Origin of the sequence: Brevibacterium sp. (genome assembly GCF_052105255.1) — a bacterium.
GTDB classification, from domain to species: Bacteria; Actinomycetota; Actinomycetes; order Actinomycetales; family Brevibacteriaceae; genus Brevibacterium; species Brevibacterium linens_B.
In genome coordinates, this window is sequence record NZ_JBQDYQ010000003.1 from 118,675 (window position 1) to 144,944 (window position 26,270).

Below are 26,270 nucleotides of genomic sequence, written 5' to 3' on the forward strand. Positions count from 1 at the left end.
CTCAGACCTGTGCCTTCTTCTGCTTGCGGTATTCCTTGAAGAAGCTGAAGGCGAAGATACCGACGATGAGCGCCAAAGTCAGCCACAGGGCGTACTTGTCGATGACCTTGAGGATGTCGACGGCGGCCTCTCCGAGCTGATAGCCCAGGAATGTCCAGATGAGCGTGAAGATGAGGCAGCCGAGGAGATCGGCGACGAGGAACAGCGACAGCCGCATCCGCGTCCATCCCGCGACGAGATAGACGAGGGTGCCCGGGATACCCGGGCAACGCGAGATCAGCGTCATGAGGAACAGCGCCCAGCTCGGGATCTTCTTCAGCTGGTTGATGCGTTTGAGCTGGCGCTCGTTCTGCGCGAAGAGCCGCAGCACACCGTCGCCCCAGCGGCGACCGGCCAGCCAGAACGCCCAATCGAGTTTGGCCATGCCGACGAAGCCTGCGACGACGACCAGCCACAGCGGAATCTCACCGACCCGGGCATAGGCGGCGGCAGCGACGATCGAGGTCTTCGCGCCGTTGATGAATTCCTGGACGACCGGAGCATGGACGAGCATCCACGGTCGCAGCGGCATGAGGCCGAGGTAGATGAGCGGGACGCCGATGATGATGAACAGCAGCAGCTTGTCGAGGCCGGCAGCCTTGCCCTGCCAGGGTTTGATCGCCGCCCACGGATTCTCCTTGGGGTCAGTCTCGGAGCCGGCATCCGGCTCGGTAGTCGCGGAACCGTCTGTCCATGCGGAACCGGTGTCCGGCTCGGTGGGCTCGGACGTCGTCGATGAGGAGTCTGCGGATACGGGCTCTGCCTCGTCGCGGTCCGCGCGATCGTCGCTCATCGGTGGGCTCCTGCGGGTCGTCGGGGCGGTCGGCGCTTACGGTATCACAGGCGCCCGAACATCCCGCTTAAGAAGACTCTCATCGCCTCCGGCTCGACTTTGCCGCAGGCCTTGGGCAATGTGGTCGGTATGGGTGGGCGATCGAAGATCCTCGGCTGGGTTGTGGCCGGTCTCGTCATCATGCTCGCACTGCTGACCGTCCTCATCGTGCGTAATACCGCCCAATCCGAACCGCCGGATCTCAGCCCGGTGGAAGTCACCCCCGAACCGACGGAGACCTCCGAGCCGACGATGCCCGATCCAGACGCCGACAGCTCTGCCGAGGCAGACTCCGGTGGCAGCGCCACCGACGGCCGCACATCGGACGGCAGAGAGTCCGGAGATGCGGACCCGCAGGAGATCGAGCACTCCTACGAACCGGTGCCCAACCCACCTCGCGAAGTCCCCGACGACGATGATGACAATGACGATGACGGCGACGATGATGACGATGACGATGACGATGACGGGGACGACGATGACGACTGAGCGGCGCGTCGGGCTGACCGTTCAGAACCGGCTGACCATCACCGTCGCCGCGCTGTCCGTGCTCACACTCTCTATCGTCGGCCTCATCCTCTACACCGTGGAGTCGAACAACGTGTCCAGCCGGACCACCGCCTCGATGTCCCAAGAGATCGACGAGATGCGGACGTTCTCCGAGAACGGAATCGACCCGCAGACCGGCAGACCATTCGCCTCCGTCGATGAGATCCTCAGCAATTTCCTCGCCCAGAACAGGCCGGACGAGGACGAGGTGCTCTTCGCCTTCCTCACCGACGGCAGAGTGCTCTATCAGGGCGAACCGGAGGACCTCCTCGGCAGTTCGAGCGCCTTCGAGAAGGCCGTGGCTGGTGCGGCCGAGAAAGGCGGGGAGGTCCGCCTGACCGTCGGCGACGTCGAGTACGAAGGCTTCGTTCTGCCCATCACCGGCGCCGAGGCGGGAGCCGCCACGACCACGGACACCCAGACCGCGCCCACCGACTCGACGACCCGGACGAAGGGCGTCGGCGAAGTCGCGGGCGGAGCGGCCGCGACGAACGGGGCGGGAGCCTTCGTCGTCGTCCACAACGTCTCGGCCAGCCACGCCGACCTCGTGCAGATCATGCAGATCTATGTCGTCGTCGCGCTCGCCGCCACCCTGCTCATCGCCGGTCTCTCCTCACTTCTGGCGCGACGGCTGCTGTCACCGGTGACCGAGCTGAGGCGGACCGCACAGTCGATCTCCGGCGGTGACTTCAGCAGTCGCCTGAAGACGAAGGGCCATGACGACATTGCCGAACTCGGGCACACCTTCAATGACATGCTCGACCGTCTCGAGGCGGCTTTCGAAGCTCAGCGGCGGTTCCTCGACGATGTCGGGCATGAGCTGCGCACCCCGCTGACCATCCTCGGCGGTCATCTGGAGACGATGAACGCGGAGGACGTCAGCGACGTCGAGGAGACGCGGGCGATGCTGCTCGATGAGACGGATCGGATGGGCCGCCTCGTCGAAGAGCTGCTCCTGCTGGCCCGTGCCCGACGCCCTGATTTCGTGCGTTTCGCCGAGGTGGATCTCACTGTGGTCGTGTCCGATTCCTTGGCGAAGGCCAAAGGACTGGGAGATCGGGAGTGGGGCCTCGAGGTGCCCGAATCGCTGAGCTTCCACGGGGACCGACAGCGCCTTACGCAGGCGCTCCTGCAGCTGGCGGCCAATGCCGTCGAGCACACCGAGGACGGTCAGGTGATCGTGCTCGGTGCCCGCGACGACTCCGAATCCGTGCACATCTGGGTCCGTGACGAAGGCGAAGGGGTGCCCGACGAGATCGCCGAGGACATCTTCGACCGCTTCTGCCGCGGCTCGACCGACGGGGCCGGCTTCGGGCTGGGGTTGTCGATCATCTCCGCCATCGCCGAGGCGCATGGAGGCAGAGTCGTTCTCGACCAGACCTCCATCGGTGCACAGTTCCGCATGATCCTGCCGAAAGGACAGAAGTGAAGAGCATTCTCGTGATCGAGGACGAAGAGCGGATCTCCGCCTTCATCTCGAAGGGCCTGACCGCCGCCGGATTCAGTCCGCAGATCGCCGCCGACGGCCTCACCGGGCGAGACTTGGCCTTGACGGGAGACTTCGCACTCGTCATCCTCGACATCGGTCTGCCCGGACTCGACGGATTCAGCGTGCTGAGACATCTGCGCGAGCGACGACCCGAACTGCCGGTGCTCGTGCTTACCGCCCGGGACAACCCGGACGACACGATCTATGCCCTCGAGTCAGGGGCGGTCGACTATATGATCAAGCCCTTCCGGTTCGCGGAACTGCTGGCTCGGGTCCGTCTGCGGCTCAAGGAGAGTCCGCAGGAGCAGGAGGTCACGGAGCTCATTCGCGACGAGGTGCGCATCGACCTGCTCAAGAGACAGGTGTGGGTCAAAGACCGTCTCGTCGAGCTCTCCGCTCGGGAACTGTCCCTGGCCGAGATCCTGCTGCGCAACCGCGGCAACGTCCTCTCCCGCGGACAGCTGCTCTCCCATGTGTGGGGATTCGACTTCGACCCCGGCTCGAACGTCGTCGACGTCTATATCGGGTACCTGCGCAAGAAACTCGGCTCCGATTTCGTCACTACCGTGAGGGGCTTCGGATACCGCGTGGACTGAACCTAAGATCTTTCTCATCCGCGTCTTAACTTCATCTTAAGCACAGCCGACAAGCTGAGATGTATGAGAAGACGCTTGAGAGTCGCACTGTTCTCCCACGACTCGCTGGGACTGGGCCACATCCGCCGCAACCGGGCACTGGCTTTTGCGCTGGCCCGGGACCTGCCGGCACTGACCGGCCGTGAGGTCTCCGGTCTGCTCATCGCCAGCAGTCCCGAGGCCGCGCGATTCGACCTGCCGGATGGGTGGGACTGGGTGATCCTGCCCGGAGTCACTCCCGCACCCGGCGGCTACGTGCCCCGGGCGCTCGCCTCCTCGATGCAGGGGCTGAGGGCACTGCGGGCGGCGGCGATCTCGGCGATCCTCGATCAGCAGCGGCCCGAGCTCTTCATCGTCGACCGGCACCCCTTCGGCATCGGCGGCGAACTCGCCGAGGCCATAGACCGGGTTCGGGGCCACGGCTGCCGCACCGTCCTCGGCCTGCGCGAAGTCCTCGACACCCCGTCCGTCATCGCTGCCGAATGGGAGAAGGTCGGAGGGCCCGCACGCGTGGCCGAATCCTTCGACACGGTCTGGATCTACGGTGACCCGGACGTCTACGATCCCCGGTCCACCGGGGAAGTGCCGGCTCCGCTTGCGTCCAAGGCCGTGACCACCGGCTACCTGTCACAGGGCCGCCCCGCTGACGGCGGCCCACTGCCAGTGGGCGCCGACGCAGCGAGCGCGCAGCCGGTCGGTGCCGAAGCAGCCGACACCGCGGAGGCAGAGTTCGGTTCCGAGCGGTTCCTCCTCACCTGCCTCGGCGGGGGATCCGACGGCGGAAGCCTCGCCTCCATCGCCGTCGACGCCGATCCGCCCGACGGCCACCGTCACCTCATCGTCACAGGTCCGCAGATGGCCACCGAGGAGTTCGACCGACTGCGTGCACGTGCCGGTGGGGCCACCACCGTCATCCGCCACTGCGACGACATCCCCGGACTCGTCGCCTCCGCCGAGGCGGTCGTGTGCATGGGCGGCTACAACACTCTGGCCGAGCTCATGGCCACCGATACTCCCGCGCTTGTCGTCCCCCGCAAGGGTCATCGGGCCGAGCAGCCCAGGCGGGCATTCGCCCTCTCCGCAGCCGGAGCGGTCGATGCCCATACGATCGAGCGCCTCGACGCCGATGTGCTCAGCGAATGGTTCGCCGGCCGGGTCGGGCGACCCACAGACCGCTCCCATATCGATCTCACCGGATTGGCCACCGTTCCCCGCCTGGCAGCGGACCTCATCGCAGATGACCGCGCCGAGGCAACGGCACTCGCATCCGAACCGGCACCGACGACGGCGGCCCTGCCGATCTCTGCGACCGCACCGACCGTGACCGACACAGCACCGTCCGCCCGTCTGTCCATCGCTCTGGAGGAGACCAGCCATGCTGTCTGAACAGACACCAACCATTTCGACGCCGGCCACGCCGACACCGCGTCCACCGGCAACCACGACCGCTCCGACGGAAAGACATCCCGGCCGCCGCGCCTATGTGCTCAAGATGTACCCGCGGTTCTCCGAGACCTTCATCGTCTCCGAGATCCTCGCCCGCGAAGCCGCCGGAGAGGACCTCGTCATCTTCTCCCTGCGCCCGAGCACGGACACCCGCTTCCACCCCGAACTCGCCCGCGTCCGCGCCGAGGTCATCCACATCGACCGGCCCTCGAGCGCCCGCAGCTTCTGGCAGACCTTCGCCGAGGCCGCAGCGGAACCGCGCGTGGCCGCGGCAGTGCCGGGCCACCTCGGCGAGCTCATGGAACTGAGCCACGATGATGTGATCCAAGCGCTCACCCTCGCCCGGTTGGCACTCGACCACGAAGTGACGCACCTGCACGCGCACTTCGCGTCGGTGGCGACGACGGTGGCCCGGACCGTCTCGGCGCTGACGGGGATCCCGTACTCCTTCACCACGCATGCGAAGGACATCTTCCACGAGGATGTCGTGCTCACCGACCTCGCCCGCAAGACCGCGGACGCCGACCATGTGATCGCGATCAGCGAATTCAATCGCCGCTACCTGTCCACGGTGCTCGGGCCCGAGCTGGCCGACCGGATCGTCGTCGTGCGCAACGGCCTCGAACTCGACCGCTTCCCGTACCGGCCCAGGCAGGGAGCAACGGGCGAGGTTCCCTCGCTGCTGGCTGTCGGCCGCCTCGTCGAGAAGAAGGGGTTCACCCACCTCCTCGACGCGCTCGCCCGCCTCCGCAGGGAAGGAACGGATTGCCGCCTCGACCTCGTGGGCACCGGCCCCCTCGAGGAGGATCTGCGGTCCCAGTCCCACGCACTCGGACTCGACGACCTCGTCACCTTCCACGGAGCGCTGACTCAGGCCGAGGTCCGCGACATGCTCACCGACCATGACATCCTCGTCTCCCCGTTCGTCATCGGCTCCGACGGCAACGCCGACGGCCTGCCCACCGTGCTGCTCGAGGGCATGGCCACCGGAATTCCCTGCATCGCCGGGGCCGTCACCGCCGTGCCCGAGGTCATCGACCATGGCGGGACCGGGTGGCTCGTCGACGGCACCGATGAGGCGAACATCGCCTCCACCATCGCCGAGGTGGCCGCCGCCCTCCGCACGGATCCCGCCCGCATCCGTGCGGTCACCGATGCCGCCCGCGACCGGGTATGCCGTTTGCACGACTCGGCCGTCCAAGCGGGGCAGCTCGCGAGCCTGGCCGACGCTGCGGCGGTGCCTGGGGCAGTCCCTGCCGTTCCGACCGTCCGTGAAATGGAGTCAGTGTCATGAGAATCGCCTATGTCCTCCTCGACCCCGGCATCGGAGTCTTCGGCACGAAAGGTGCCAGCGTCCACGTCCAGGAAGTCGTGCGCACCTTCCGAACACTCGGCCATGAGGTCAGCGTCTTCTGCACCCGCACCGATGACGACGTGCCCGCCGATCTCGCCGACCTCGATGTCACCCGGCTCGAGGTGCCGCGCGGTCTCGACCGCTCCCAGCGTGAGATCGCTCTGCTGCGACTGTCCGATATGCTCGCCGACCTGGTCACGGACACGGCGGCCGCCCCGGGGCAGGGGTTCGACCTCGTCTACGAACGGTATTCGCTGTTCTCCACGGCCGGGGCTCGGATCGGTCAGCGCCTCGACGTGCCTTTGATCATGGAGGTCAATGCGCCTCTGCTCGACGAGCAGCGGACCCACCGCGGACTCGTCCACGCCGAACACGCCGCCCGTGCCACCGCGGCGAGCTTTGCCGGAGCCGCACGCATCGTGTGCGTGAGCGAACTCGTCGCCGACTGGGTCCGCACCGACTATCCCGGCCTCGACGACGTCAGCGTCGTCCCGAACGGAGTGAACACGCAACGCATCACCCCACGGTCAGATCACGGCCGCCTCGGCGGGGAAGGATGCGGGTCGCCCAGCGGTGACGCGATACGGGAGGACCGCCCCGGTGGGGGACCTGCGAATGTTCACGGTCCGGTGCGGATCGGGTTCGTCGGCACGCTCAAACCCTGGCACGGCACGGATCGGCTCATCGCCGCCTGCGCCGGACTGGTCGGGGATTTTCACGTCGACATCGTCGGCCACGGCCCCGAATCCGAGGCGCTCGAGAACCGGGTGCGTACGCTCGGGTTGGACGGACGTGTGCACTTCCACGGTGCCATCGCCCCCGAAGCCGTGCCGGAGGCGCTGCGAGAATTCGACATCGCGGTCGCCCCCTACCCGGCGGGGGAGAACTACTTCTCGCCACTCAAGGTCTACGAATACCTGGCCGCCGGACTGCCCGTCGTTGCCTCGTCGGTCGGCGCGATCCCCGGCGTGCTCGCAGGAACCGGAGCCGCGATCCTCACCGACCCGGCCGACACCGCTGATCTCACCCGCGCCCTGCAGAGACTCATCGACGACGCCGAACTGCGCACGACGATGGGAGCACGCGCCCGCGCAGAGGCCCTGACCCGCCATTCCTGGACCCGTCGGTGCCAACAGATCCTCGCACCGGTGACGGGAACCGCCGGCGACACAGCCGCCGGAGAAACCGCCGCCGTCGATGCCGGTGCCGCCCCCATCGACATGAGGATGCCGGTGTCAGGACGGCACCCCGCCTCGGCGGTGATCTCATGAGCGGCAAGAAGCTCACGGCCTCGGCGCTGCGGCGGACCCTGCGGATCATCCGTCCGCACCTGCGCCGGCACACGTGGCTGATCATCGGCGGGATGGCCGCACTGCTGGCCGACGTCGTCTTCCGCATCCTCGAACCCTGGCCGATCAAGATCGCCGTCGACGCCGTCACCGCGGCCCTGGGCGCCCAGATCGCCCCGACGTTCGGTCTCGACGCCGGAGTCGGCACGACGCTCGCGGTCGTGGCCATCGGCCTGGCCGTCATCGTCGGCGGACGGGCCGCGGCGAACTACGCCTCGACGATCTGCTTCGCCCTCGCCGGCGCACGCGTGGCCACCCAACTGCGCTCACGCGTGTTCGACCACGTCCAGTCCCTGTCGCTGCGCTACCACTCGAAGGCCTCGATCGGAGACACCTCACAGCGACTCGTCGGTGACATCGGACGGCTGCAGGAGGTCGCCGTCACCGCGGGCCTGCCCCTGGTCGGCAATGTCATCACCCTCGCCGTCCTGCTCGTCGTCATGGTCATCCTCGACCCGGTGCTCAGCGCCATCGTGCTCGTCACGGCGGCGGTCTACGGACTGCTGTCGAAGGCGGCGACCCCGAAGATCACGAAGGCCTCCCGGTCCACCCGCAAGGGCGAGGGCCGACTCGTCGGATCCGCCGCCGAGGCGCTCGGTGCCATCCGCGTCGTCCAGGCCTACGGACTCGAGAAGACCGTGGCCCGCGACTTCGCCGACGGCAACGAACGCGCACTCAAAGCTGGGGTGCGGGCACGCCGTCTGGCCGCCGGGCTCGAACGCTCCACGGATGTCCTCGTCGGCATCTCGCAGGCCCTCGTTCTCGCCTTCGGCGGGTGGCAGGTGCTGCGCGGGGCGATGTCCCCGGGTGACCTCGTCCTCTTCCTCCTCTACCTCAAGATCGCGATGAAGCCGCTGCGGGACATGGCCAAATACACCGGCCGGATCGCCCGCGCGGCCGCCTCGGGGGAGAGGATCGCCGACCTCCTCGACGAACCCGTCGAGATCGCCGACGCCCCCGACGCCGTGTCCATGGGCCCGGTCTGCGGCGACGTCGTCTTCAACCGCATCACCTCGACCGATGGGCACGGCAGGCCGCTGTTCGACGAGCTCGATCTGCTCATTCCAGCAGGACAGAAGATCGGCATACTCGGTGCCTCCGGGGCCGGAAAATCGACCCTGATGAGCTACCTGATGCGGCTGTCTCAACCGGACTCCGGTTCGATCTACCTCGACGGCTACGACACCCACAACGTCACCCGCGCCTCCCTGCGGCAGAACGTGTCCGTCCTCCTCCAGGAGTCCGTGCTCTTCGCCGCGAGCGTGCGTGAGAACATTCGCTACGGTCGGCTCGACGCCACCGACGCCGAGGTGGTCGCCGCCGCCCGTGCGGCCCGTGCCGATGAGTTCATCCGCTCTCTTCCCGACGGCTACGACACCGAGCTCGGCAACCGCGGAGACACGCTCTCCGGCGGGCAGCGGCAGCGCTTGGCCATCGCTCGCGCCCTCGTGCGCGACGCCCCGGTCGTCGTCTTCGACGAAGCGACGACAGGGCTCGATCCGCAGACTCGCGCCGAGGTGGCCGACTCAGTGTCCGCGCTGACCCAGGGGCGGACAAGCATCGTCATCAGCCACGACGTGGCGATGATCCGCGGACTCGACCGCGTGGTGTGGCTAGAAAACGGGCGGATCGTCGAGGACGGAGCGCCCAGCGAACTGGCGGCGGCTGCCGACTCGCGCTTCTCCCGGTGGATCCGTTCGCAGGCCGACGAAGCCGACAGCTTCCCCACCTATGCAGGAGCCTCATCATGACCGCATCGATTTCCGACCCTGTGCACGACGTCGTGGACGCGAGATTCGCCCTGTTGCCCTATATCGACGAACTGCGATCGGCAGAACGGCTCTCCCGACGCCTCGGCTTCGCGGTTCGTCCTCGCCGTGTCCGCGTCAAACCGGGGCAGAGCGCCATCGTCGCATGGCAGCGAGAGGAGGCCAGCCGCCTCGGCGAATTCGATGGTTGGGGATTCACCGCGGTGATGACGAGCCCGGACAAGCTCGCCAACGCTCGGCGGCGGGCCGCCCGGCACGGGCAGGAGCTGGTCGTCCACGAGGCTGCCGACCCGCGCTCGGCGGGTGCGACCGGTGCGGTGCTGGTCAGCGGCGACGTGCTTGCCGACCCCAGGATCGGCAAGCATGTCGCACGGACACTCGACCACCTCCGCGGGGATCTGCGGATCATCGGATACAACCCCGCCAGGCGGCTGCTGCTCAAACACACCCCGGCCGATGGGGCGCCGGAATTCGTGCGGATCGCCGCCGACTCCCAGATCCACCTCGCCGAGGCAGCCGACCGTTGGCAGCGCGCGCAGCTGCCGAGCCTGCCGGTCGAGTTCGTCGGCGGACGTGAGACTGCCACGCGTTCGCCGTGGTGGGGGACCGGCGACCTGGGCGATCGACCGGATCCGAACGTCGCCGAGGAGGTCGGCGTGATCATCGCCGAACTGCACAGAAGCGGTGTGCCTGACAACGGCGGAGAACCGGCAGAGAGTGTAGGCGCTTCGGCGGAGGCGGACCGTGCGCTCGGCTCTCCGCTCGACCAGCTCGAGACCATCAGCCGGTCGCTGGTTCGTCTGCTCCCGGAACGAGAGGCGGACATCGTCGGACTGCTCTCAGAACTGAGCAGACGGCTCGGGTCGAGGCGAGGATTCGGACCGAATCGACGCCTCGGGCCGAAGCGGGAACTGCGGGAGATCCACGGGGACCTGAGCCCCGACCAGGTGCTTCTGGCGAATTCCGAGTGCCGGATCATCGACCTGGATCGATCAGGGTATGGGGCGATCGGGATGGATCTGGGGCGGTGGATTGCGGCCTGCCGCGTCGATTCCCGGTTGCACGAGCTCGAGCGACCCTTCATCGACGGCTACCGTTCCGCCGGCGGCGAGGAGACCGACCTGGGCGCATGGACGGCGTGGGCGATGCTTGTGGCCGGACTCGAACCCTGGCGAAACTGCTCCGAGAGCTGGAGGGACGAGACGATGCGAATCATCGACCTCGCGGGCACCGCTCTGGAAGAGAACGCCCCGACGACGGAGGTCGGATTATGACCGCGACGAAGCAGACCGTGACGAAACAGATCGCGGCGAAGCAGATCGCGGCGAAGCAGGTCGTGACGAAAAAGTCTGCAGCGAAGTGGGGCGCGGCCCTGCACATCCCCGACGCAGTCACGATCGGCGGACAGGACTGGAATGTGCGTCGAGCCTGGCCCGCAGGAGACAGTCGAATCGCGTGGGAGGCTTCTCTTCCTGGCCAGGGGATCCGGGTCGGCTATCTCGACGAACGCGGCGTGACGGTCCTCGACGCTGACCGTGACCCGAAGCTGCCGGGTCTCGCCAGGCTGCTCGCAGACGGAGGCAGGTTGGTCTCCCATCGACCGGGCAAACGCGCCGTCGTCCGCCTGCGCGACGGCAGCTTCGCCAAATGTGTGCGCGACGGAAAGGCCTCCGCCGTCATCGCGGGACAGCGCCGAGCGGCTGGGTTCCTTCCCGGTTTCGCCCTCCCGCAGGTGCTCAGTTCGGATTCTTCGACCGTTGTGCTCAGCGTGGTGCCCGGGGTCGAACTCCACGATCCTGCGAGGCTCGGAGCGGAGTGGTCACGCGCCTGGGCCGAGTCCCTCGACGCCTGGGCTCAGGCAGAGCCACATCCGACCGGTACCGTGACAACGGCTGCGACGAGGCTGCCGACCGCGATGCCGTTTCATGGGACCGCGGACGAGGTCGAAGTGCTCCACTTATGGCGTGAGCGCGCCCGTCCTCTGCTGGAGACCACGCGGACGGTGCGAGGGGAGACTCTGCTCGCCGACGTGGACGAACTCATCGCAGAGGTCACGGTCGAACTCGACGACGGGGCCGCCTCGGCGAGGGACGGATCGATCGGGCTCATCCACCGGGACCTGCACGATAAGCAGATCATGTGGGATCCGGTCTCCGGACCGGGACTGCTCGACGTCGATACGGCGTGCCGGGGTGAACGGGCGCTCGACCTCGGAAACCTCTGCGCGCATGCCCGGTGGCGCACCGAGCAGGGACTGTGGACCTCCGCCGAGGCGGCCGTGGTCATCGATGAGATCGCCCGGGTCGCCTCAGCGGCGGGGATCGACCCGGCCAGGGTCAGCGCATACGAACATGCCACCCTCATTCGGCTCGCCTGCGTCTACGCTTTCCGGCCCGCGTGGAGCGACCGGATCGGGTGGCTGCTCGAGGCGGCGCAGGCGATGTGAGACTGCGACACTTGAGCCCTGCGGAGGGCCGCTGACTTCACTCGGCAGTGCTGCGTCGCGCGTCTCCCCAGATATCGACTCCGGAATCGACGGCGAATTCGTCGATTGCCGTGAGTTCTTCATGGCTCAACGGTGCCGCGTCGAGAGCCGCGACATTGTGCTCGAGCTGTTCGACACGGCTGGCCCCGATGACCAGCGAGGACACTCGGTCATCCCGCAGTGCCCAGGACAGGGCGAGCTGTGCCAACGACTGACCGCGAGCGGCCGCGATGTCGTTGAGCCCGCGGATCCGGGCGAGGTTGTCGGCGCTTAGGAACCCGTCCTTGAACGATGGCTTCGCCTTGCCCGCTCGCGAATCTTCGGGCACTCCGTCGAGGTACTTGTCCGTGAGCAGGCCCTGCGCCAGCGGGGAGAAGCAGATGACACCGAGCCCTTCGTCAGCGGTTGTGTCGAGGAGCTCATCATCGTCGATCCACCGGTTGATCATCGAGTACGAAGGCTGGTGGATGAGCAGGGGAGTGCCGAGATCGCGGGCGATCCGCGAGGCCCGGGCCGTATCGGCGGCGGAGTATGAGGAGATCCCGGCGTAGAGCGCGCGACCGGAGCGCACGGCGGTGTCGAGTGCGCCGATGGTCTCCTGGAGAGGCGTCGAAGCATCGGGGCGGTGGGAGTAGAAGATGTCGACATAGTCGAGGCCGAGTCGGCGCAGTGACGCATCGAGGCTGGCCAGAAGGTATTTGCGGCTGCCGCCGGGACCTCCATATGGGCCGGGATGCATGTTCCAACCGGCCTTCGTCGAGATGATGAGCTCATCGCGGTAGGGGCGGAGGTCTTCGCGCAGCAGCCGGCCGAAGTTCGTCTCCGCCGAGCCCGGGGGAGGTCCGTAGTTGTTCGCCAGGTCGAAGTGCGTGATGCCCATGTCGAAGGCGCGACGAACGATATCGCGCTGGTTCTGGAAGGCGACATCGTCGCCGAAGTTGTGCCACAGTCCCAGTGACAACGCAGGCAGGACGAGTCCGGATCGGCCGACGGGGCGATAGGTCATCGAGTCGTAGCGGTTCTCGGCTGCTAGGTACACACGGACTCCCTGGAGTGAGTGGAAGAGGTCGGGTCCCAGCTTACGGGCGTGCGGCCAGCGTGCACACGCAGGCGCGATTGCCGTCGGCGTCGGCAAGGACGGTGAATGACGGTGCCTGGGACTCGTCGACGATCGTGCCTCCGGCGTCGACCGCGGCTCTGATCCGCTCCGGCGCGACCGCCGCCGGCACGGAGACATCGACGTGCAGACGCTGGTGCGGAACCTCGTGTTCTTCGCAGTCCTGGAACCACAGCAGCGGCATCTGGCCGGAGGGGTCGACGACGTCGGGGCCGGAGACGTTGCTCGCATCCCCGGTCAGGAGCGCCGCCCAGAACGGGGCGATGGCGTCCTGATTCGCGGTGTCGAGGCCGAGTTCGAGAAGTGCCGGGATGGTCGGGTCCGCCTTCACGCCCGTTGAGGCGGCCAGCTCGCTGATCTGCCCGGCGAGGTTGAGGTCGCGTTCGGTCACGGCACCGGTGTCGTGGCTGGTCAACCTGATGTCGACGTGCGGGAACGTCAGGGTCACATCGGGATGGTGGCCGGCCTCCTCGGCGGCTGCACCGATGCGGGCGACGAAGTCGAGTCCGGTCGCGAAGTCGCCGGTGAGGAACCGGGCGCCGATGCAGTCCGGCAGCCCCTGCCAGTCGCCGAGTCCTTGGGAGTCGAGTGCGTCGAGCAGCTTCTGTCCGGTATATGCAGTCATGGCTTCATGCTAGGGACTTCTCCGTCCCGCGTGAACCCCTCGTTCCCGGATCCTGCAGGCAGGGGCGTAACGTTGCCCCGGTGATTGGCTCAACCGCATACCTCGTGACGCTTCTCTTCGCGTCGATCGCGCTTCTCATCTTCCTCATCAACTGGAAGACGAAGCTGCATCCGTTCCTCGCTCTCCTCATCACCTCCGCCGTGACGGCCCTGGCCGCCGGTGAGGAGATCGGCAAGATCCCGGAGACGATCGCCGCCGGAGCCGGCGACACCCTCGGCGAGACCGGCGTCGTCGTCGCCCTCGGAGCGATGCTCGGACGGCTCCTGGCCGACAGCGGCGCCATCCAGCGGATCGCGAACCTCGTCATCGAGCACTCCTCGCCGAAGGCCGCGCCGTGGATCATGACGGGTGTCGCCTTCATCATCGGCATCCCGATGTTCTTCGAGGTCGGCCTCGTCGTCCTCATCCCCGTCATCTACGCGGTCGCCTCGCAGCTGGAGAAGAAGACCGGGCAGAAGAAGCTGTGGTACCTGCGCATCCTCGTTCCCGCGATCGCCGCGCTCGCCTGCCTCCACGGCATGGTTCCGCCCCATCCGGGACCGCTCATCGCCGTGTCCGGACTCGACGCGAACGTCGGAATGACCATCGGCCTCGGCCTGGTCTGTGCGATTCCCACCGTCATCCTCGCCGGCCCGGTCTACGCCCGCTGGATCGCCCCACGGGTCAAGCTCGAACCGACCGCTGACCTCATCGACCAGTACACCGGAGCCCGCGCCGAGGTGGACCAGAAGGAACTGCGAACGATTCCGGTCTGGCTCGCCTTCGTCACCGTCCTCGTCCCCGTCGTGCTCATGCTCGTGCACACCGTGGTGCAGCTCGTGGCACCGGAGTCATCGTTCGAACCCATCGCCGAGGTGATCGGCAACCCGATCATCGCCATGCTGGCCGGAGTCATCTTCGCCGCCATCGCACTCGGATGGACCTCGGGAATGGGCGGTGAGCGGATCCGCAGCTCCTTCGGCGACAGCCTCAAGTCGATCGCCGGAGTCATCCTCATCATCGGCGGCGGTGGCGCCTTCAACGAGGTGCTCAAGGACTCGGGCATCGGCGACGCCGTCGTCGGCGCGACCTCTCACCTGGAGATGAACCTCATCCTGCTCGGCTGGTTCATCGGCATCCTGCTGTCGTTCGCCACCGGATCGGCGACCGTCGGAATCACCTCGGCCACCGGCATCGTCGCACCTCTCATCGGTGATCACTCGGGGGCATACGTGTCTCTGGTCGTCATTGCGATCGGCTCGGGATCGATCGGCCTGAACTGGGTCAACCATGCGGGATTCTGGTTCGTCAAGGAGAGCTTCGGCATGACGATCGGTCAGGCGACGAAGACTCACATGATGGTCCAGACCCTGGTCAGCGTCTTCGGACTGATCTTCGCCTTCCTGCTCTCACTGCTCTTCGTCTGACCGGAGGCGTGCGCTCGCCCGACCTCCGCCCACCCGGTCTCCGCCCGTCCGCCCGGCCTCCGCCCGCACGGCCTCCGCCGGCCCGGCCTCTGACCGCCCGCCCTCTGCTCGCCGATTTCTGCCGATCAAGCCGGAGCGCGGATATGTCATGGTCGACGACGCCATATTCGCGGCCACGCTTGACCGAAAGGAGGGAGCGCTTGAACGTGAGCGAGCGCTTGATCGACGGCACGAGTGCAACGCTGACCGAGGGGGATGGGCACCACAAAATAGACCAGTGGTCTTGATTTAGTGGTGTGTCCTGTGCCTCAATGGTGGTGTGACGAAATTCCATGCCATCCGCGACCAGCTCCTCGACCGCCTCGAGGACATGGCCGCCGGTGAGCAGTTCCCTCCGGAACGACAGCTCGCCGAGACTCTCGGCATCTCGCGGATGACCCTGCGCCGCGCCATCGACGAACTCGTCGCCAAGGGCATGGTCCGCAGGCGTCACGGCACGGGCGTCTTCGCACTCGGGCCGAAACTCGACCAACCGCTGGCGGCGAGCTCCTTCACCGAGGATATGCTCGCCCGCGGAGTGCGTCCCGGGTCCCATATCCTCAGCTTCGACGTCGCCGAGGCGGGCGCGCACATCGCTCGTCGACTCCACATCTCCGAAGATGACGACGTCATCGCGATCCTGCGTCTGCGCCTGGCCGACGACGAACCGATCGCTCTCGAAGAACTCCACGTCCCCTCGGCTCTCGTTCCGGGGCTGAGCCCAGGCGACCTCGAGGACCAGTCCTTCTACGATCTGCTGCGCCGGAATTTCGGCATCCGCCTCAACCACAGCGTGCAGACGATCGAGCCCACCCTCCTCGATGCCGGCGAAGCTCAACACCTCGGCGTCGAAGAACTCTCACCGGCCCTGCTGTTCGAACGCATCTCCCGCGGTGCCGATGACCGCCCGTTCGAGTTCGTCCGCTCGGTCTACAGAGGCGACCGTTACAAGGTCCGCACCGAACTCACCGTCCCCGCCCCGGCGGCAGCCGGAGCCGCAGCCGAAGCCGTTCCCACCGGCACCGTCCCCACCGGCACAGCTCCCGCCACCGTCACCGACCACACTGGAGGAGTGCAGCCATGATCATCGCCGGCCTCATGACCGGAACCTCCGCCGACGGTCTCGACCTCGTCATCGCCGAGTTCCGACCCGACCCCATCAGCGACACGGAACCCACCCCCAGCTTCGACCTCGTCGGCGCGGACCCCACCACCCTGACCGTGCGGATCCTCGCCGAACGCGAAACCCCGTTCGACGACCGACTCTCCGCCGACATCCTTCGCCTCCTCGAACCGGCAGATCTGCCGTTGTCACTGGTCAGCAGCGTCGACGCCCGGCTCGGCCGGTTCTGCGCCGACGCCCTGTCCGAACTCTGCGCCGACCACGACCTGACCCCTGACCTCGTCGTCAGTCACGGACAGACCGTCCGCCACGACATCACCGACGGGCAGGTCACTTCGACCCTCCAGCTGGGACAGCCGGCCTTCATCGCAGAACGACTCGGTGTTGCCGTGCTCTCCGATGTCCGCTCCCGCGATGTCGCCGCAGGGGGACAGGGCGCCCCGCTCGTCGGGCTGCTCGACTCCCTCCTGCTCTCCGACGTCGAGGCTCCGACCGCGGTGCTCAACCTCGGCGGAATCGCGAACATCACCGTCATCGCTCCCGGTGAGGACCCCATCGCCTTCGACACAGGCCCGGCCAACGCCCTCATCGACATCCTCGCCCGCCGCATCACCGACGGGCGGCAGAGCTATGACCGCGACGGTGCGCTCGCCGCTGCAGGCACCGTCGACGAGGACCTGCTCACCGCGCTCCTGACCGAACCCTTCTACGGCCGCCCGGCCCCGAAATCGACGGGCAAGGAACTCTTCCACGCCGCCTACCTCGACTCATTCCTCGAATCCCACCCCCGCCTCGGCGAGCATGATCAGATCGCCACGGTCACGGCGCTGACCGCGCACACCATCGCCGAGGCGGTCCGAGATCACGATGTCACCACCGTCATCGCCTCGGGAGGTGGGACGAGGAATCCGGAACTCATGCGCCGCCTCGGCGAGGAACTGGGTGAGGGCATCGCGCTGACGAGCACGGATGAGGCCTTCGGACTGCCCGAAGGCGGCAAGGAAGCGCTGCTCATGGCTCTCCTCGGATGGCTGAGCTGGCACGGACTCGACGGCACCGAACCGAGCCTGACCGGGGCGATCGGGCCGCGCATCGCTGGCCGGTTCACTCCCGGTGACGGTCCGCTGCAGCTGCCCGAGCCCCTCCACCGGCGACCCACCCGACTGAGGCTGAGCGACTGAGACTGGCCGACTGAACCGCGGCCGCCACCGGTAACGCCCGCCCGGCCACACAAACGAACGCACCTCCTGACCACCGACCACCCGACACACTCCACACCCCCAACAAGGAGAGACCAATGCAGATCATCGACCTCCTGGTGATCATCGCCTATCTCGTCGCAACGGCGTGGCTGGGACTGGCACTGAGCGGCAAGCAGAGCAGCCTCAAGGGCTACTTCCTCGGCGGGCGCGACCTGCCGTGGTGGGCAGTCTGCCTGTCCGTCGTCGCCACCGAGACGAGCGCGCTGACCGTCATCGGCATCCCCGTCATGAGCTACCTCGGCGACCTCAACTACCTGCAGCTCGGACTCGGCTACATCGTCGGCCGCGTCATCGTCGCCTACTTCATGCTGCCGCGCTACTACGACGGTGAGATGATCACCGCCTATGCCTACCTGGGCAAACGTTTCGGCCAGTCGACGCAGACCACGGCCGGCGTGACCTTCCTCTTCACTCGACTGCTCGCCGACGGCATCCGCGTGCTCGCCGCAGCCATCCCGCTCAAGGTCATCCTCGACGGGCTCGGCATCCACACGAACTACTTCGTCATCATCGTCGTCCTCTCGCTTGTGACGATCGTGTACACGTTCATCGGCGGCATCAAGGCCGTCATCTGGGTCGATGTCGCGCAGATGATCCTCTACGTCCTCGGCGGCGTCCTCGCGATCATCATCATCTCCGCATCGATCGGCGGCGGATGGCTCGCCGAGGCGGTCGAGGCCGGAAAGACGAACATCTTCGTCTTCGAGGGCAACCCGATCTCTGCGGACACCTCGTTCATCCCGTCGGTGCTCGGCGGCGCCGTGTTCGCGATGGCCTCCCACGGTTCCGATCAGCTCATCGTTCAGCGCCTGCTGTCGTGCCGGTCGAAGCTCGAGGCGCAGAAGGCTCTCATCACCTCCGGATTCGTCGTGGTCGTCCAGTTCGCGATCTTCCTCGCCGTCGGTCTGGCTCTCTGGGCGTACTACGATCACGCACTGCCTGCGGACCTCGGCCTGACTCGCGACGACGAGATCTTCCCGCTGTTCATCATCGAAGGACTGCCCACGGGAATCTCCGGACTGCTGCTGGCCGGTATCCTCGCTGCCGCGATGTCGACGCTGTCGTCGTCGCTGTCGGCCCTGTCGTCCTCGACGGTCAACGACGTCTACGCGAAGCTCAAGCGCACCCCGATGACCGACGAACAAGGATTCAAGGTCGGTCGCTGGGCGACGATCGGCTGGGGGATCGCGTTCATCCTGCCGGCCACGGTCTTCGAATCCGACTCCGGCAACATCGTCATCCTCGCGCTCGGCATCGCCGGCATCACCTACGGCGGTCTGCTCGGCGCGTTCGTCTTCGGCATCGTCAACAAGCGGGCCCGGGCTGTCGACGCGAACATCGCTTTCGCCCTGGCCGTGGCCGGCAACGCGTTCTTCTTCGTCATGGAGAAGTACGTCACCGGTGAGGTATGGGTCGCCTGGCAGTGGTACCCGCTGCTCGGCGTCATCGTCACCTTCATCGTCGGCGGCCTGCTCGGTCTGCGCCACACGACCAAAGTCGAAGAGCCCACCATCGCCGAGGCGGAAGGAAGCCCCCGTCCATGACCTCCTCCCAGCCGGGCTCAGCCCGCCCGACCCCGCCGATGTCGGCCGGACGGCCGCTGTCGCCGACCGAGCAGCGCAATCCGGCGAGCTCCGGACTCGACGACCTCGACACCCTCGGGGTGCTGCGAGTCCTCAACGCCGAAGACCACGCCGTCATCGACGCGGTGGCCGCGGCCCTGCCGCAGCTGGCCGAGCTCGTCGACATCGCGGCAGAACGCATGCGCCGAGGCGGCCGTGTCCACTACTTCGGAGCGGGCACCTCGGGGCGGTTGGGCGTCCTCGATGCGAGCGAACTCTTACCGACGTTCAACCTCGAACCGGGCCGGGTCATCGGGCACATCGCCGGCGGTCAGGCGGCATTGGTCAATGCGGTGGAGAACGCCGAGGACTCCGGGGCTGACGGATCCGCGGCCGGTGCCGAGCTCGGACCCGACGATGTGGCCATAGGCATCGCCGCGAGCGGGTCGACCCCGTACGTCGGCGGGGCGCTCGACGCGGCGCGAGCCAACGGCGCTCACACCGTGCTCATCTCGAACAACCCGCACGCCGCTCTGGCCGACAAGGCCGATGACCACATCGTGCTCGACACCGGTCCCGAGGTGATCACGGGGTCGACGCGTCTCAAGGCCGGCACCGCGCAGAAGCTCACCCTCAACGGGTTCTCGACTGCGCTCATGGTCGCCCTCGGACGCACCTGGGACAACCTCATGGTCTCGGTTGTCGCCACGAACGCGAAGCTGCGCGAACGCACTGTGCGCATCCTCCGCGAGGCCGCTGACCTGGGCGATGCCGACGCGCGAGCTCTGCTCGAGCGCTGCGATGGCGATCTCAAGACCGCCATTGTCGTCTCTTTCACCGAGGCGGCCCCCGCCCTGGCTGTGTCGACCCTGGAGTCCCATGACGGATCGGTCAGGGACGCGATCGCCGAGCTTGTGGGGACGAAGACGCCGGATGGCTCGGACGCCGGAACGGACTCGGAAGGTTCCGGCCCGGGTACCGTGGGCGCATGAGCCTGATCCTCGGCATCGACATCGGCGGCACCGGCAGCCGTGCCGCGCTCGGCGAGGTCGATGAAGCGAGCGACCATCGCCGCGAACACGGCCCTTCCGCCGCGCTCCCCAGCCTACGCATCGTCGACCAGATCGCCGGACCGCGCATCGAGATCGGGCCGAGCGGCAGCAACGTCATGTCCGTCGTTCGCGATCTCGTGAAATCTGCCGCAGAGACGTGGCCCGATCGCTTCTCCGAGGTCAGCGGCATCGGCATCGGTGCGACCGGGATCGCCTCTCTCGCCGAGGATCCTGCCGAAGTCCTCCCCGAGATCTCGGCCGAGTACGGCGTGCCGGCGGTCGCCGCCATCGATGCCGTGACAGCTCATCTCGGCGCCCTCGGTGGGAGTGGCGGGGCGATCACCGTGCTCGGCACCGGAGCGATCGCCATCGCCCACCCCGGGCCGGACGCGGCTGGCCACTGGTCAGCCGAATGGTCACGAGCCGATGGCTGGGGACACCTCTTCGGCGATCGCGGGGGAGGAGCGTGGCTGGGACGCCATGGTCTCGAACTCGCTCTGCGCACTCACGACGGCATCAACGAACGAGGTCGTGCGCTGCTCTTCGCGGCCACCAGACGATTCGGCCCACCCGCCTCGTGGCCGGGTCAGTTCTATACCCGCAGCGACCGGGCCGGACTCCTCGCCGAATTCGCTGTCGACATCGCTGAGACTGCCCGCTCCGGCGACACAGCATCGGCCGACCTGCTCCGCAGTGCGGGAAGAGAAGCCGCGCGCAGCGCCGTCGCCGCGCGAGCAGCTCACCGTGTCGACGCTTCGTTGACCTCGGCTCCCGCTGACGCTGTCCCGCGCTCTGTCGCCACAGGTGCGGATAACCGAGCCACTGATAAGCCCGTACACATCACGCTCACCGGGGGAGTCGCGGCCGCGGGGAGCCACCTCGTCGAGGGATTCGGCACCGAAGCCGCACGACTTGATCCGTCCATCACCATCGTCGAGCCCGCAGGCGGACCGCTCGATGGGGCACTCACTCTGGGCCACCTCGGTGCCGGTGGGAGACTCAGCGCGCAGGACAGGACCATCTGGACCTGACTGGGCGTCAGCCGCACATGGCCTGCCGCACCATCCGCACTTCCCGCACTCCGTCGTAGTCGTCGGTCTTCACTGTGCCGTCGGCTACGAACCCGTTCTTCGAGTAGAACGCCTGGGCACGGGGATTCGGATCCGCCACCCACAGTGCAGTCGTCACGGACGGATCGATGACGGCGTCGAGGAGGTCCTGGCCGACGCCCGTGCCGTGCATGGATCGATAGGCGTAGAGCACGTAGAGGTGGCGGTCTTCGGGGCGTTCGTCCTCGGCAGATTCCGTATTCTCGGGCGGGCCAGCCATGGCGATGCCGACGATCTCCCCGTCGGATTCGGCGACGGCGCAGGTGAACTTCGACGGAGCCGCCTCGGCGAGGATTTGCGTCCACATATGGCGGCGTCGATCAATGAGGTCGGGGGCATCGAGGAGTTCGTCGGGCATGATCCCGCGGTAGGTCTCGAGCCAGGTGTCGACGTGGACGCGCGCCATGGCTGCAGCATCGGCGGGCTCGGGCGGGCGAACTGCGTGGGTCATGACTGGATGCTACCGGCCGACGCGGCCAGGAGGATCGTTCTCCGGCACGAAATATTCACCTGACCTGCACCTGCCGACAAACAGTTGTCCAGCCGGGGCACCCAGGATCGAGAGAGTGAGAGCGAACCGCGAACCAGTCACCGCCGTCGAATCACCAACCTCGGGCCACCCACTTCCTCCACCGCTCCGGCCGTCACCACCCGGTCCTCGGAACACCGGTGGGGGAGCCGTCGCATTCGAGCCGGTGGCAGCACCATCGCCTACCGACCTCGAGCTGCCGATGGGCCCGCGTACTCGGCTGTATCGCTTCTTCGAAGCCCTGCCGGCGGCGTATCGGCGCGTTCCGGAAGTTTAGGAGCATCCTCAGGCATGCCGACCTGTTGTGCCACTAGATATGACACGTACTCGCCGTAGGGCATGCCGAGTTCGTCAGCCTGAGCGCGCACAATCTTGTCGACAGGTTTGCGCAGGCGCGTCGAGATTGATTTCTCTGCCCGGTTGGGCACGATAGGTCGTCCGACAGTCATATCTGAAACATATCGCCCCGAGGGATTCGTTTCTAGAAATTCACGCGCGTGTCGCGATGATTTTTGCAATTCAGCATCGCGCTACTTGTGCGGCACCGCACCCATCTAACCGAGCCTGCTCTGACAGGCCTAGACAATGCCAGCGAGCCGCACGTCTCTTGGCAACATTCGCTGAATAGCGCACTCCCAGTCCGCTTCTACGAGATTCTGGAGGCTGCGCGGACGAACCCGAACGGCCACAGGGTTTACGAACTAATCAACGCTTTGAAATCTACACATAACCAGGCGGGGGTCTTGCTTAAGCGTGCTCATGGAGATAGTCCCCGACCAGCGACCGGATGCACCCGCACGGTTCATCAGCTCCGTGATGGTGGCCAACGCATCGGTCGTCCGGGCACCCGCAGGCGTCACCGTGCCACTCGGAATCTCCGTTCTACCAATGCATAGCCCACTCACGAGCGCTGATCCCACGCCCGTCTAGGAACTCGCGAGCTTCCTCATTCAGCTGCATCTTCAAACACTCTCATTCACCAGTCCCCTCGGAGTGAGTACCTACGGGGAACAGAAAAAGGCGTGGGCCAGTGAGTGGGCGAAAATCCGCAAGGATTACCTATCGGGCAAGCTCCTGGACGTGACCGTGCTTCCCGCCGGCGGGGGGCCGGCTGTTCGGTGGGAGTGTCCTATTTATGGTGAAACGGGGTCCCCTGTGGCCTCGGAGAAACTGGCTCTCACAGCTGGTCGTGGGCACACGAACGTCCATGTCAGTCCCGAGGATCTCCAGGAGCTCGAAGATATGAAGGTGTTGCGCATGCCGGAGAACCTTCTGAGTCCCTATCAGCGTCGGCGCCGCGAGGAACTCGAGGCTGACGACCAGTGAGCGCATCGGAGTCGCCACGGCCGTCCTGGGGTGTTCAGCAGGCTGCGCGTGAGTGTGGGGTGTCTGTGGCTACGGTCCGTCGACGTATCAAGGACGGGTCATTCCCCAACGCCGAGCAGGGAGCCAGGGGCGCGTGGTTGATCCCGGTCACCGACCTGATCGCGGCGGGCCTCAACCCTGGTCAGCCCTCCCCTCCTGACCATGCGCAGGAGGTATCCACCGTCCCTGCTCATACAGAGAAAGACCATGGTCAAAGAGCATCCTCGCAGGCAGAAGGCTATGCACAGCTTGAGCAGAAGTTACTCAGTGAGCAACGTGAAGTTGAGCATCTGCGTACCCAAGTGCACACCCTGCAGAACAACCTCGACGACCTCCGCACGGCCATGCGCATGCTCGAACCAGCCTCCCAAGACCGACAGAACACAGCCGCACCGGAGCCTGAAAAGACTGCTGCCGAACAACCGGCTCCTGAGCCTCCGCAGAAGTCGGCAGCGCGGTCGCCATTCCTGAGCCGGCTGGTTGGTCGGTCGAGGTCATAATCACGAGGTAAACGACTTCTACTGTCTTCAGTGCTCCGCCTAGTAGAGTCTCAGTGCGAAGATGGGCACATGAATCAGACCCGGGGCAAGATCATCGCCGCTCTCCACTGGTCCCGAATGAAGCCCTATCTGGATGCGGCGAGCCAGAACAAGAAAAAGGCCCTGGCCCTCTATCAGTGGCACGGTGAACTCACCGCAGCTGTGCAAGAAGTACTCGGGATCACAGAAGTACTCTTGCGGAACGCAATGGACCGTGCGCTCCAAGACTGGAATAACGCACGCTTGGGAACGACCTCCAGCTGGCTTCTGTACGAACCTGCAACACCGTTGAGGAGCCTTTCCCGAGGAAAACGCCGTTCAGCCTATGGCCGAGCAGTTAAAGAATGGGACTGCTGAAGGTTTGGTTGACTTCACGACTGGATAAATTCCAGGAAGGATAGAAGTCATGCCAAAGATCTACACCGATGAGTTCAAGCAGTCAGCGCTCGATCTCATCAACGACGGGATGACCCAGAAGCAGGTCTGCGCCGACCTCGGCATCTCGAAATCAGCCCTGCAAGCCTGGGTGCGTGACTCACGGCTACGCGACCACGGACTCGAGCCCGCGACCGAGCCCGACGAGTCACGCGCTCAAGCGGCAGCGCTGAAGCGCATCAGGGAACTTGAACGAGAGAACAAAATTCTCCGCGAGGCTGCAGCGTATCTCTCGCAAGCGAATCTGAAACTTGGTGGCAACCACCCAAAATGATGTACCCGCTGGTCCGCGACCTTGCTTCCACCGGAGTACCGGTGGCGGTGACCTGTCGGGTGCTCGGCTTTACGAAGCAGGGGTTCTACAAGTGGTGCGCAAATCCGGTCTCGGCTCGGGACTGGGACGAAGCGCACGTGATCAATGCCGCCTACGACGTGCACATGGACGACCCGGAATTCGGGCACCGGTTCATCGCTGATGAACTCCGGGCGTCCGGGCACGAGGCGTCAGAACGTCGTGTGTGGCGATTGTGCTCGCAACAGGAACTGTTCTCCCACACGATCAAACGAGCTCGGAAACACGGTAAGAAGCCTGGCCCGCCGGTGTGTGATGACCTCGTCGAACGCGACTTCTCATCCTCGGCAATCAACGAGTTATGGTTGACCGACATCACCGAGCATCACACCAGTGAGGGCAAGCTGTACATGTGCGCGGTCAAGGATGTGTTCAGCAACAGGATCGTTGGCTATGCCATCGATGCGAGAATGAAATCCCGGCTGGCTGTGGAAGCGATTGACGATGCTGTAGCCCGCCGTGGCGGGGCCGGCGTCGTGGCCGGCTGCGTGGTCCACTCGGACCGCGGGTCGCAATTTCGTTCTCGGAAGTTCCAGCAGGCCTTACGGCATTATGGGCTCGTCGGATCGATGGGTCGGGTCGGTGCTGCCGGTGATAACGCGGCGATGGAATCGTTCTTCGCCGTGCTGCAGAAGAACGTCCTCGACCGGGGCCGTTGGGACACGCGAGCGAGGTTGCGGACAGCGATCGTGCACTGGGCCGAGCGGACCTATCACCGCAAGCGTCGGCAACGGCGTTTGGGTAAACTGACCCCGGTTGAATACGAGCTTGTTCATCACAAGGCCGTCGCCCTGGCGGCGTAAACCCCGGAGTCAACCAAACCTTCAGCAGTCCCAATCGTCTGAGCGAGATCCCGCGCACCCCCGCCATGGTGCGACCGTTACACATGACGATGTACTGGCCCAATTGATGTTTGGACTGTGGAAGGATTTACTGCCCAATCACAAGCCTGAGGCTGGAAACAACACTGAAAATGCGAACAGGGAGAGACTTTGGGAAGACGCTTTAGAAGCAGCTTTCCCAAACGTGCATGACCCCGATGGGAGCGAAACGTTCTGGCGCGTAGCTCACCTGCACCAGCTCCGGAACCGGGTTTCACATATGGAACCGTTGCTCAACATCAATGTGAACCGAAGCCTCGAAGACGCTTTCAATCTTGTCCAGAGCATCGATGATGACATAGCTGCTTGGGTCTCTGGCGGGAGCCGAGTAGCTGCAGTCATGAAGCGGAAGCCATCTGTATAAAAAGAAAGAGCCAACAGGCGCGATACGTCCTGCAGACTCTTTCTAGGCATAATGAGGGATCTTGTCCTCACTTTCTTACTGATAAGACTACGCTTTTTCTACGTATTTGCAACTGTTCCAACGTGTTGCATACCCCATAGGGTGAGGTCATAATCGCGCAGAATCGGGTTTCGATCGCCTCCTTTTGGTGTAGGGGTCGGTCGCGGCTTATGCGTGCCCTGACCAGGAGATTTCACCTCTCGGCGTGTTCAAGGTAGCCAGCGAACCAAGTCAGATGGTTCCGGCGTTCCGAGTTCTAGTCCACGCAGAAACGGTCACCATGGTGACCGTTTCTGCGCACGTTGAGCGTTCCCTCTCAGCGCCGACTGACTATTTTCGGGCAACCCCCGAGATAGTTCCTCGTGTCGGGAAGTAGATTGTCTGGTTCTTCTTCGACCAGGGGTGCCACTTGGTCAAGTCCCTTTTCGTGGTGTTCTTCGGTAGTTCCTTTAACTTGGTATTAA

At 65.7% G+C, this 26,270-nt stretch carries 22 protein-coding genes and 1 pseudogene; 19 read left to right on the forward strand and 4 right to left on the reverse strand.

Annotated elements, in window-relative coordinates:
- Window position 1 precedes the first annotated feature (1 nt).
- Window positions 2-832, reverse strand: a complete 831-nt coding sequence (locus ACTIIH_RS02015; RefSeq protein ID WP_441450249.1) for a DedA family protein — start codon at window positions 830-832, stop codon at window positions 2-4.
- Between the two features lie 129 nt (window positions 833-961).
- Here ACTIIH_RS02015 and ACTIIH_RS02020 point away from each other — a divergent pair, with 129 nt between their 5' ends.
- The 9 genes from ACTIIH_RS02020 (at window position 962) to ACTIIH_RS02060 (ending at window position 11,908) form a co-directional block, all read left to right on the forward strand.
- Entirely contained in the window at window positions 962-1,360 is a 399-nt protein-coding gene (locus ACTIIH_RS02020) for a hypothetical protein (RefSeq protein ID WP_441450250.1), read from the forward strand.
- Entirely contained in the window at window positions 1,296-2,849 is a 1,554-nt protein-coding gene (locus tag ACTIIH_RS02025) for an ATP-binding protein (protein ID WP_441450251.1), read from the forward strand. Before ACTIIH_RS02020 ends, ACTIIH_RS02025 begins: the two co-directional genes overlap by 65 nt.
- Window positions 2,846-3,505 carry a response regulator transcription factor gene (locus ACTIIH_RS02030; RefSeq protein ID WP_441450252.1) on the forward strand — a complete coding sequence of 220 codons (660 nt, stop codon included), beginning with the start codon at window positions 2,846-2,848 and terminating at the stop codon, window positions 3,503-3,505. Before ACTIIH_RS02025 ends, ACTIIH_RS02030 begins: the two co-directional genes overlap by 4 nt.
- A 75-nt stretch (window positions 3,506-3,580) precedes the next feature.
- Window positions 3,581-4,930 carry a glycosyltransferase family protein gene (locus ACTIIH_RS02035; RefSeq protein WP_441450253.1) on the forward strand — a complete coding sequence of 450 codons (1,350 nt, stop codon included), beginning with the start codon at window positions 3,581-3,583 and terminating at the stop codon, window positions 4,928-4,930.
- Window positions 4,931-5,036: 106 nt separating this feature from the next.
- Entirely contained in the window at window positions 5,037-6,284 is a 1,248-nt protein-coding gene (locus ACTIIH_RS02040; protein WP_441450270.1) for a glycosyltransferase family 4 protein, read from the forward strand.
- Window positions 6,281-7,615 carry a glycosyltransferase family 4 protein gene (locus tag ACTIIH_RS02045; protein ID WP_441450254.1) on the forward strand — a complete coding sequence of 445 codons (1,335 nt, stop codon included), beginning with the start codon at window positions 6,281-6,283 and terminating at the stop codon, window positions 7,613-7,615. The genes ACTIIH_RS02040 and ACTIIH_RS02045 overlap by 4 nt, the downstream gene beginning before the upstream one ends.
- Complete coding sequence (locus ACTIIH_RS02050) at window positions 7,612-9,444, forward strand: ABC transporter ATP-binding protein (RefSeq protein WP_441450255.1); 1,833 nt, start codon at window positions 7,612-7,614, stop codon at window positions 9,442-9,444. The genes ACTIIH_RS02045 and ACTIIH_RS02050 overlap by 4 nt, the downstream gene beginning before the upstream one ends.
- Window positions 9,441-10,736: a phosphotransferase family protein gene (locus ACTIIH_RS02055; protein ID WP_441450256.1), complete on the forward strand. Its 1,296-nt coding sequence runs from the start codon at window positions 9,441-9,443 to the stop codon at window positions 10,734-10,736. Before ACTIIH_RS02050 ends, ACTIIH_RS02055 begins: the two co-directional genes overlap by 4 nt.
- A complete protein-coding gene (locus ACTIIH_RS02060) occupies window positions 10,733-11,908 on the forward strand; it encodes a phosphotransferase (protein WP_170286963.1) in 1,176 nt (391 codons plus the stop codon). Before ACTIIH_RS02055 ends, ACTIIH_RS02060 begins: the two co-directional genes overlap by 4 nt.
- 37 nt (window positions 11,909-11,945) lie before the next feature.
- On the opposite strand, the gene mgrA is transcribed toward ACTIIH_RS02060, so the two are convergent.
- Window positions 11,946-12,986: an L-glyceraldehyde 3-phosphate reductase gene (gene mgrA, locus ACTIIH_RS02065; RefSeq protein WP_101554562.1), complete on the reverse strand. Its 1,041-nt coding sequence runs from the start codon at window positions 12,984-12,986 to the stop codon at window positions 11,946-11,948.
- A 40-nt stretch (window positions 12,987-13,026) separates the two neighbouring features.
- Complete coding sequence (locus ACTIIH_RS02070; RefSeq protein ID WP_441450257.1) at window positions 13,027-13,689, reverse strand: 4a-hydroxytetrahydrobiopterin dehydratase; 663 nt, start codon at window positions 13,687-13,689, stop codon at window positions 13,027-13,029.
- Between the two features lie 80 nt (window positions 13,690-13,769).
- Here ACTIIH_RS02070 and ACTIIH_RS02075 point away from each other — a divergent pair, with 80 nt between their 5' ends.
- The 6 genes from ACTIIH_RS02075 (at window position 13,770) to ACTIIH_RS02100 (ending at window position 21,224) form a co-directional block, all read left to right on the forward strand.
- Window positions 13,770-15,155: a GntP family permease gene (locus ACTIIH_RS02075; RefSeq protein WP_441450258.1), complete on the forward strand. Its 1,386-nt coding sequence runs from the start codon at window positions 13,770-13,772 to the stop codon at window positions 15,153-15,155.
- Window positions 15,156-15,474: 319 nt separating this feature from the next.
- Entirely contained in the window at window positions 15,475-16,278 is an 804-nt protein-coding gene (locus ACTIIH_RS02080; protein WP_441450259.1) for a GntR family transcriptional regulator, read from the forward strand.
- Window positions 16,275-17,498, forward strand: coding sequence for an anhydro-N-acetylmuramic acid kinase (locus ACTIIH_RS02085; RefSeq protein ID WP_441450260.1), 1,224 nt, complete (start codon window positions 16,275-16,277; stop codon window positions 17,496-17,498). The genes ACTIIH_RS02080 and ACTIIH_RS02085 overlap by 4 nt, the downstream gene beginning before the upstream one ends.
- Window positions 17,499-17,614: 116 nt before the next feature.
- Window positions 17,615-19,123 carry a sodium:solute symporter gene (locus tag ACTIIH_RS02090; RefSeq protein WP_441450261.1) on the forward strand — a complete coding sequence of 503 codons (1,509 nt, stop codon included), beginning with the start codon at window positions 17,615-17,617 and terminating at the stop codon, window positions 19,121-19,123.
- Window positions 19,120-20,133 carry an N-acetylmuramic acid 6-phosphate etherase gene (murQ, locus tag ACTIIH_RS02095; protein ID WP_441450262.1) on the forward strand — a complete coding sequence of 338 codons (1,014 nt, stop codon included), beginning with the start codon at window positions 19,120-19,122 and terminating at the stop codon, window positions 20,131-20,133. The genes ACTIIH_RS02090 and murQ overlap by 4 nt, the downstream gene beginning before the upstream one ends.
- On the forward strand, window positions 20,130-21,224 hold the full coding sequence (locus ACTIIH_RS02100; protein WP_441450263.1) for a BadF/BadG/BcrA/BcrD ATPase family protein: 1,095 nt from the start codon (window positions 20,130-20,132) through the stop codon (window positions 21,222-21,224). Before murQ ends, ACTIIH_RS02100 begins: the two co-directional genes overlap by 4 nt.
- Window positions 21,225-21,231: 7 nt before the next feature.
- On the opposite strand, the gene ACTIIH_RS02105 is transcribed toward ACTIIH_RS02100, so the two are convergent.
- Window positions 21,232-21,753 (reverse strand): GNAT family N-acetyltransferase, encoded by a 522-nt coding sequence (locus ACTIIH_RS02105; RefSeq protein WP_441450264.1) that lies wholly within the window; start codon window positions 21,751-21,753, stop codon window positions 21,232-21,234.
- A gap of 1,071 nt (window positions 21,754-22,824) precedes the next feature.
- Here ACTIIH_RS02105 and ACTIIH_RS02110 point away from each other — a divergent pair.
- The 4 genes and pseudogenes from ACTIIH_RS02110 to ACTIIH_RS02125 all read left to right on the forward strand — a co-directional run bounded on the left by ACTIIH_RS02110 (window position 22,825) and on the right by ACTIIH_RS02125 (window position 25,325).
- Complete coding sequence (locus ACTIIH_RS02110; protein ID WP_441450265.1) at window positions 22,825-23,157, forward strand: hypothetical protein; 333 nt, start codon at window positions 22,825-22,827, stop codon at window positions 23,155-23,157.
- Entirely contained in the window at window positions 23,154-23,696 is a 543-nt protein-coding gene (locus tag ACTIIH_RS02115) for a helix-turn-helix domain-containing protein (protein ID WP_441450266.1), read from the forward strand. The genes ACTIIH_RS02110 and ACTIIH_RS02115 overlap by 4 nt, the downstream gene beginning before the upstream one ends.
- A 69-nt stretch (window positions 23,697-23,765) precedes the next feature.
- On the forward strand, window positions 23,766-24,092 hold the full coding sequence (locus ACTIIH_RS02120; protein ID WP_441450267.1) for a hypothetical protein: 327 nt from the start codon (window positions 23,766-23,768) through the stop codon (window positions 24,090-24,092).
- A gap of 49 nt (window positions 24,093-24,141) precedes the next feature.
- Window positions 24,142-25,325 (forward strand): annotated as a pseudogene (locus tag ACTIIH_RS02125) (IS3 family transposase).
- Window positions 25,326-26,270: the final 945 nt, after the last annotated feature.